The following is an 8,323-nucleotide window of genomic DNA, read 5'->3' as shown; positions in this document are numbered from 1 at the left end:
CGATTTAACTCAAAATGGGGTTTAACATGTTTAGCGAATTTCTTGATACAGAAGAGTAAAATCGGGGTGCAAATAACAGCGGAAATAATACATGGGAGTGAGAAATAGATAAAACCTATATATGTGAATTCCCACCATTCCTCAAAGAAAACATCTTCCTCCCCAATCAACCCAGTAAATAAACCACTCATAGTGAATACAAGAAATGCTATTACTGCCATCTTTATTGCGCCCACACTGCCAGCAAGCAACACAAAAAAAATCTTATCGTTGAGTTTACCTAAGGTGGGATAGCGGATCATTTCAGCATCAAAGCGCTCTATTTGCTTGTCTGAAAATTTAGGGCCGCCTTCTTTATCTTCAACAAAGAGATCGTCCACTTCATGACTGTCGAGGGCGTTAGGGGGAAACACATCCCATAATTTTTGGCTTTTATTCAGCACCATGGCGCGATGGGATGGTTTAGCCAAATATAACTCTTGGGCTTGTTCGCTGCGATAAGCGCTGGGTTCGTAATTAAAAATGCTATTTTCACTGCTCATTATTTAACCTAAACATTCTTCGCGATACTGTAGGAGCTCCTACCGGCCCGCTCTTTGCATAACCTCCTTCATCAAGGGCTGACCTTAATAAGCCTTCACATCTTGGTTATTTTCAGCGCTGTTATTGGCTTTAGCCAACAGTTCAATATCCCCAATATTTAACAGGGTTTTGCCATAGTAGCGATACTCGGCGTTAACTAGTTTGTTGGCTTGTTGCAGCTCTGCTGATGGTTTGGCCCATTGGTCGCGCGGGAGTGGCTCGCTCCAAGCTTGCATGGCTGGGGTGACGCCGCGGTGTATCACATATTTAAGGCGGTAGTTGGTTAACAAAATACCAAACGGGGTGCCGTTAACGTACCACCAAATCTTGATCCAAAGGGGAATGTCTTTTTCTTCACAGTTATGTGCTTCACAATATTCACGGCGAATAGCGGCGAAGCTTTCGGGACTGGGCTCGGGGATGTCATCGGGCCCGTATTCCATAAAGTGGCGGATCATTTCCCATTGCGCCGCTGCCACTAGCATATTGCCCGCCCCTACTTGCGCTGCTGACCAAAAATGACCGTGATCGTCTTCATCGTTAGCCCCAATAAACAAGGTAGCACTGTGCACCATGGCATAACCGGTAAACCCGCTGCCTTGACCCACTAAGGCCACCACCTTTTCCCATGGCACCACTTTATATTCGGTTTGCTTTAGCTTTTCATTCCAGCGAGAAAACATCACCTCGCGGCGCTGACGGTGAAAGCGAAGAGGAGCGGCGCGAGCAATATCTTTATTGCTAGTGATGATGATCCCAATAGGGAGTAACACTGTAAACAGAATCACTGGTGAAGCGTACGCAAAGGAAGTGAGGACTTCTTCCCAGATAATGGCATCCCAAGACACGTCTCGGAAAAAATAGGAGTCAGCACCCTCCTTCCATTCAAACCAGTTGTAGAAGCTGATACCAAAAGTAGCACTGTAACTGACCCAGCCAAAGACAAGCACGAACAAGAATGCATATTGCGCTTGAAAAATACTGCCTTTAGCCCCGCCGATATCAATATAATGCTCGCACTTCTTAGCTAATAAATCACAGGCATTGGCCTTAGGTATGTTAGTGGCGACCGGCAAGGGGCTTAAGGTGATGCGTTGCCCGGTGCCCTGCACTTCGCTGTGCCCTGCTTTAAAGGGCATTTCTTGTTTATCCAACATGGTTGGTCTCTTTTGCTTTAACTGGGGTTAAGTCACCCGCTAATTTGTGTAAAGGGGTCGCTTGGGCGTCTTCCAACTCCAGTAAGTCGATACTGGCGAACCCCGAACTTAGGGCTTGGTTTAAATTAGCAGGGTTATCCGAATCCGATAAATTAATGGTATAGCGAGCGCCTTGCTGCTCAGAAAACAAGATACCGCCTTCGGCATTATTGGCTTCTAGTAAAATATCGATATAACCAAATAACCTGTCCGCTGGCCAAATCAAAATGATTTCGGTATACCCTTCTGGTTTATAACTGCCTATTAGTTGTGATTCAACTGATTTGGTCACCACTTTCCATTTCTGCGAGCTCCCTTGTCGTTCCACATGAGAAAAAGCAATCCGAATATTCTCCGGCAAAATGGCGGGTACCACAATTTTAATTTCAAGTAGGGTGACCACCTCAAACGTTCTCAATGAAGCAGCATTGCCGCTGGCAGATAAATGCCAGTTTTGTCCGGTGACATGGTCGATTCGGGCAAACACTTGCGGTGTCATGGTTACTTCAAGCCATTTTCTAAATTGGGTAGCAAAGTCCCAGTTAGGGTTCTTGCTGTATAAGAAGCCTCGGTCCTTACCCCATGCGCTATTGCTGATCCATTGCATTAATGCGGTAGATTGGGTCATATTGTAAACCACCTCGCCAACAAACACTAAGAGGGTGCCTGCTAACATATAAGGGTTTAACCGCGTGGCCAAGCCTAATGTGGTGGAGGCCGCCGTTTGCCAAGTGATACGCCCCAACAGGGCTAATATGGCTTGCCGTCCGCTGGTCCAAGCTATCGCGGCACCCGGCGCGGCTTGTAGCACATCGCCTGTGGCCGCAATAGTTGCGCCAGCAATGGCGGTATAATCCCCTTTGCGCCAGCTGCGCTCAATCCTATCGGCTTGCTTTACCATATCAAACACTGCAGATATCGCACCTAGTCCAGCGCTTATCCCAGTCCCAACCACCATAACCTTACTCAGTAGCTTTAGACTTGATTCCGAGCCCGTGTAAGCCCAATGGGTCATGGCCGCAGTTTTCGCTACCTCCATCGCCAATGCGGTGCCCGCTGCGAGCATACCGAGCTTATCCGATAATAAGTGAAACTCTTGTTTACCCGTTAACTGAGATTTTTTCTCATACTCGGTTTTGGTGTTGTCATAGTTCCATTTATTTAACACCAACACAAACAAGGCTATTGAGCTAGAGCCGGCGCTGCCGCTGGCTAATGAGCCTGTATTACCATCTGGGCTGCCTAAGGTGAGCTCATTAAATAAGAGCTTCTTGCGGATTTGTGCTAACTCTTCGACCGAGTCAGGGGTTTGGCCAGCTATCATTAGTTTTGCCCCTGGCGTTTTGCTGTTGCGGAATGGCTTAACGGCGGCTTCAGAAGGATGCCCTTTGATAGCCAAATCTTGTTGGCGAATATCTTCTACCAAGGTTTCTAAACTGATACCTTGGGCGCGAATTTGGCGGTCAATTTCTGCGATTCTCTCGATGCGGCGCTGAGCCGCTAAACGCGCTTCTTCTATTTCTTTTCGTGTTAACTTGCGCTTTTGGTGTGAACGATGAGGCGTAATCTTAGGTTTATAATTTCTGATGCTCTCACGCTCTTGCCATAACTTTTCAACCGTCAATATACGTTGGTCATAGGCGGTCACTATTTTTGCGACATCTGGCGCATTAGGCCCAGGCTCAAGTGACAACAATAACTCGGTATGCGCCAGGGTATTTGAGAAGGTGGCGAGTAAGCCTTTCGGCGCCGTTTTGAAAAACGAGTTAGGATCATAATTACTCGTGAGATCAGCCGCTTTGCGACTGAGCTCATTGAGCTCTGATACGGTTAGTGGGAGCAACGTGGCGTTAAAGGCATCTAGCTGTTTTTTGATTGCTTCCGGCATGTCTTCAAGTAACGTAAGGCCCTTACCTTCAAGAGTGGCTCTGAGGGTGGTTAGGCCATCTTCACCGCCCTTGGTTGTGTTAGCTTGGTCGGCCATGGTGAGGAAATAATACAAATCACCCTCGGCAGCGGCATAATCCTTTAGCGTGCCTTTTTCTCTATTTACCCATAGTTGCAGGTTTTGTTCACCCACTTGGTGAAAAAAGAAATTCCGTAATTTATCAATATTTTCAGGAACTAAACCAAGCTCATAAAGCCATTGAATTTCAAGCCCTAAGCGCTCGGCGAGTAAGGTAGGGTTTTCTTTATCAAAAACGGGGATCGCCGCATAGGCTGGCTCAATAATATAGGTCCGGTCGTTGTCTATATTGAGTGCCGCTGTTTGCATGATATCTAAGGTGACATTGGCCGCGCTGAGCCACGCCTTCATTTCGGGTAAGTTCACCCTCTCGGCGACGCCATCATCACCTATGCCTAAGCCTGCGCCGTATAGTAAGGAGCGTTGACCTTGGCGCACACGGCGAAATAAGGCCTCTATTTTTGTCCGAGGAACGCCAATTTTGTTTGCCATCACGGCCATGTCGGCCATGACTTTATTGCGCGGTCCTACCACAGCGGGATCGGTCGGTACACTGGCAATTACAGGGTATGAAGTATGTTGTAGGCTCCTTGCCGCTATACTGTAATTGGTGGTGGCCCTATCGTACTCTTCGTATAAATCGCGTAATTCCTGCCACTGCTGTTCTTCCAAATGAGCAAAATCGGGATCTTGTCCACTGGCGTTTTTAATTCGCTGATTATCAATCTCTATCAAAGCGCTAATATTGGTCGCGGCAAAGAATTTCTCTTTATTCTTGTCGGTTTCTTCCCATTCTTTCTCAAGCAGCCTAATGGCTTGCGCTGCACCGCTTAGTTCGGTCGCCATCGAGATGGGATCTTCAAGCAATAAGATGGCCGAGTCGTCTTTGTATTTAGGCAAGATATGTTGGGTGACATCGGTTGCGGCTATTGCTTGTGGTTTTTCTGTTAACCAACACCATTGCTGATCTAACGGGTTATCACTCTTATTAGGATCGCAATCCGCTAGGTTAGCAGCGAGATCATTGGGTGGTAATAGATGTCGAGCGCCGATATTGACTTGGTAAGCGGCCAAATCACATTTTTGCATCAAGGCATCGCGTAATTCGGGCACCAGAATAAGTTGCCCCTGCAACTTAGCGGATATTTTTGTATGAGTATACAAGGCCCATACACTGCCCGAGCGTTTCATGACAATGCTGGTTTCACTTTCATCGTAGATAAACTCTGGCCCGCCATAGTCACCGGGGGTTTTACTTTGTTGTTCTATTTTAGTCACGGCGCCATTTTCACCGAGCTGATAGGCATAAACAATGTCGGGGCGTTGACTATGAATAAGATATAAATACCCTCCCTCATGGGCAGGGCGGATCCCAACGGGACGATAGGTCAGCTTACTGCTATGGCGACTGGCAATGGCGCGATGCTGAGCAGGCGATTCAACAATGGCATAACGCACAGGAACCAATTGAATTCTGCTGTTCATTAAAGCGCAAGGGGCACAAGGTGCCTTTACATCATTTTGCGAACTGTTTTTCGCATCTTGGACGGCACTCATGATACTTCCTTTTGATTCTGTTTAAGCCAATAACCATGCGCTAACTCAGCCGCTTTTTCGGCGCGCTGATCGGGGGTTAATATTGAGGGAGTGGATAAATATTGATGAACAAGCTGGTACTCGGGCGCGCTGGAAAACCCTTCGCCTAAATAACCCAATACCGCAAAGAACAATGTTTGCGCCTGTTGCGATGTGAATCCCAATTGATAGGCATGCTCTGACCAAAAATAGATCCAATCAATCTCTTGCTGCTGAGGTAAACGCGCAGCAAACCATTTTTCCATGTAACGCTTTAATTGTTGAACAAAATTCAAATGACTGACGTCTCCCAGCAAGCGGTATTCATGTTCGGTTAATGTCACCCCGCCCGGTTGCTGTTTGTTATCATTGCTTAGTTTACTGACTTGATGCTGCCATGCTTGCTGCCTAACACTTGGCAGCCACACTTGCGCGATGGCCTGCCAAAATTCTTTTCGCTGAGCCAGTAGCAGTCTCGCAGCCACTTCTGGATCAGCAAATTTCAGTAGCACATTTTCACCGCTCGGCGTACTGACAGTAAGCAAACTTCGCAACTGGGTTTCGAGTAGCTGCCGATCTTTCGCAATTAAAATATAACCGTAGCGCTCAAATGGGTGGTCAATTAAAAACTGGAGTAATGGGCTTTGTAAGTTAACCTCAATCAAGCAAGGTGATACTGGAGTTAGCGCTTCCCACTGTGTTTCAGTGTATAAGATGGTTAGGCTGGGACTACCTTCTATCTCATAAATGGTTTTCAGCACGCTCTCAAAGCGACTGCCGTCCAAATACAAAAACAATCTTTCGTTTGCAGCCAAGGCTAAATCAGGCGCTAAGTGTGGCTCAATCACTGCACGTCCTCCTCTTCAGGAGGATTGCAAATGCTTACCAGCGGCTCTCCTGATCGTAAAGCAGCGATTTGCCTTGTGACTTCAAAGGGGGCATATTCAGCCAACTTTAAAGCTGGCGTTTGTATTATTTCAAGCGGTGCAATCTCTACCGCCTGCTCTACCCCTTTCACTAACTCAGCCACTTGCCCTGCATAACCACTGCCACTGCCGGCGCTGCCGCCTGAGTTCATGTTGATGGCAGGGCCGACAAGGTGAACGCCTGCAGGGTCGAGTTTGATAAAGCTGCCACCGGCGCTTAGGGTAATTTCAACGCCGGCATCGAGCACCACCTTGTTACCGGCTTGTTGGTGCACCTCATCACTCACTTCGGTTAGCCATTTTTGACCAACTTTGGTGTGTAGTTTGCTGTCCATCAGCCAAGTTTGGTCGCCCTTAATTAAGTCGCGCGTTTCGCCATGCGTGGTGAGGTGTTGGTTACCCTTGATTAAGCTAAAGCGGTCACGGTCTACCTCACTGTGTTGGTCACGCTTTATTTGCTCGCCCCAGTCGTTTTCAATTTGGCGATTTTGGTCTTTTTGCGCATGAATATAAATTTCTTCTTGGCCCACTTCGTCTTCAAAACGCAGCTCGTTATAACCGTCGCCTTTGTGGGTTTCGGTGCGCAGCACGGTGCGGGTTTTATGCTCAGGCAAGGCATAAGGGGGCCGGTTGGTGGCATGATAGGTGCGACCGGTAATAATGGGTTGGTCGGGGTCGCCTTCTAAAAAGCTGACTATCACTTCATGGCCGATGCGGGGAATAGCCATGTTGCCATATTGCGCGCCAGCCCAGTCTTGGCTTACCCGTATCCAGCAACTAGCATTTTCATCATTGTTGCTGTAACGGTCCCACGGAAATTGCACTTTCACCCGGCCATGCTCGTCACAAAATATCTCTTCCCCTTGAGGGCCGGTCACGGTGGCGATTTGCGGGCCATCAACACGCGGTTTGGGGTTAGGCTCGGGTCGCCATTGTAAATGACTGGGCGTGGCGCGAAAGTGGTTAACATAACGAGTTTGGCCGCTGGTGCCGGCTTCTTCCAGTGCTTGGGGCTGCTCACCATGATGGCGCACCGACACAATATTCCAATCGCGGTTCATGGCCCCGTTTAGGTGCTCAATTAAGCTAAAGCGACTGCCACTGAGCCACATGGGTATGTTACTGCTGCCGCTAATGGCCTCGGCTTCGGCGCGCAGTGACTCCATGCGGTAACGCACAAAAGCGCTGCCACTGCCGGCTTCTTTATAGCGCCCGGGATAATCGTAGTGCTCGTAGTCTTGACGCTGCCAGCTTTGCGCTTGACCGGCTTGATTGCTCAGTAAGGCATTATTAGGGGTTTTAAAGCTGTAGTCTTTTAATTGCACCGCACTGGGCGCCACACTGGATTGATGGGCCAGCTGACTAACAAAAAATTGTTTTTTTACCCCACCCGCATTCGCGTTGTACTCGTAAGGCGCAGTATGGGGAATAAGCGCTTGCACGTCATCGGCAAACACCAAGGTGTGCTTATCAGGGTGTTGCTCAAAAAAGTAAAACAGGCCTTCTTCTGCGGCCAAACGCGCTATAAAGGTTAAATCGGTTTCACGGTATTGCACGCAATATTCGCGCACGGCAGGGGTGCGCTGACAAGCAAAGGCGTAATCTTCAATGCCCATTTCTTGCAATAAAATGCTAATAATATCCAGTGCATTAAGCTGCTGAAAGATGCGGCTGTTATGGCGCAGCGCTAAACGCGCAGCACTGGGCTCGATGGTAAGACGATAAAAAGTGTGATGATGCCCCATATCGCCTTGTTCAAAAGCGCTGACAATGCCGTGCACATAACGCAACACCACACCGTCTTGATATACGGTTAAAAGGGCCGTTTGATCCACCACCTCTTGTGGGATGATGTCTTCTCGGCGGCTGGCTAAATCCAGCTGCACCTGATAAATACTCGACAAGGCTTCGTCATAGTCAAATTGAAGCACCACGAATTCACCGCGTGTCAGTGAATTTATTTGTAAGGTAAATTGCAAACCCGTGCCGTTGGCCATGACCTTTCCTTGTAGTTAAACAGGTGGTAAAAAAAGCAGAAAAGCCAGACAAATGCTGGCTTAAATATAGAGATATCGAGG

General features: G+C 48.0%; 5 protein-coding genes. All 5 read right to left on the bottom strand.

Going from position 1 to position 8,323, the window contains the following annotated elements:
- Positions 1-542 (bottom strand): hypothetical protein (locus K1M91_RS20065; protein WP_232804040.1); only part of this gene is annotated, 542 nt, incomplete at its 3' end.
- Between the two features lie 84 nt (positions 543-626).
- Positions 627-1,739 carry a DUF6708 domain-containing protein gene (locus K1M91_RS20060; protein ID WP_232804039.1) on the bottom strand — a complete coding sequence of 371 codons (1,113 nt, stop codon included), beginning with the start codon at positions 1,737-1,739 and terminating at the stop codon, positions 627-629.
- Positions 1,729-5,301 (bottom strand): toxin VasX, encoded by a 3,573-nt coding sequence (locus K1M91_RS20055; RefSeq protein ID WP_232804038.1) that lies wholly within the window; start codon positions 5,299-5,301, stop codon positions 1,729-1,731. Before K1M91_RS20055 ends, K1M91_RS20060 begins: the two co-directional genes overlap by 11 nt.
- The gene (locus K1M91_RS20050; protein ID WP_232804037.1) at positions 5,298-6,167 is read right to left on the bottom strand and encodes a DUF4123 domain-containing protein; all 870 of its coding nucleotides are present in this window, start codon (positions 6,165-6,167) and stop codon (positions 5,298-5,300) included. The genes K1M91_RS20055 and K1M91_RS20050 overlap by 4 nt, the downstream gene beginning before the upstream one ends.
- Positions 6,164-8,242, bottom strand: coding sequence for a type VI secretion system tip protein VgrG (locus K1M91_RS20045; protein WP_232804036.1), 2,079 nt, complete (start codon positions 8,240-8,242; stop codon positions 6,164-6,166). Before K1M91_RS20045 ends, K1M91_RS20050 begins: the two co-directional genes overlap by 4 nt.
- Positions 8,243-8,323: the final 81 nt, after the last annotated feature.

Source organism: Motilimonas sp. E26 (assembly GCF_021278025.1).
Taxonomy (GTDB): Bacteria; Pseudomonadota; Gammaproteobacteria; order Enterobacterales; family CBDFNC01; genus Motilimonas.
Note: the sequence above shows the minus strand (reverse complement) of the source record. Positions and strands in the feature narration are given on the sequence as shown.

What these genes read in the sequence shown, in the direction of transcription:
- K1M91_RS20060 (WP_232804039.1), bottom strand. Translation starts at nt 1,739, where the DNA reads ATGTTGGATAAACAAGAAATGCCCTTTAAAGCAGGGCACAGCGAAGTG.
- K1M91_RS20055 (WP_232804038.1), bottom strand. Translation starts at nt 5,301, where the DNA reads ATGAGTGCCGTCCAAGATGCGAAAAACAGTTCGCAAAATGATGTAAAG.
- K1M91_RS20045 (WP_232804036.1), bottom strand. Translation starts at nt 8,242, where the DNA reads ATGGCCAACGGCACGGGTTTGCAATTTACCTTACAAATAAATTCACTG.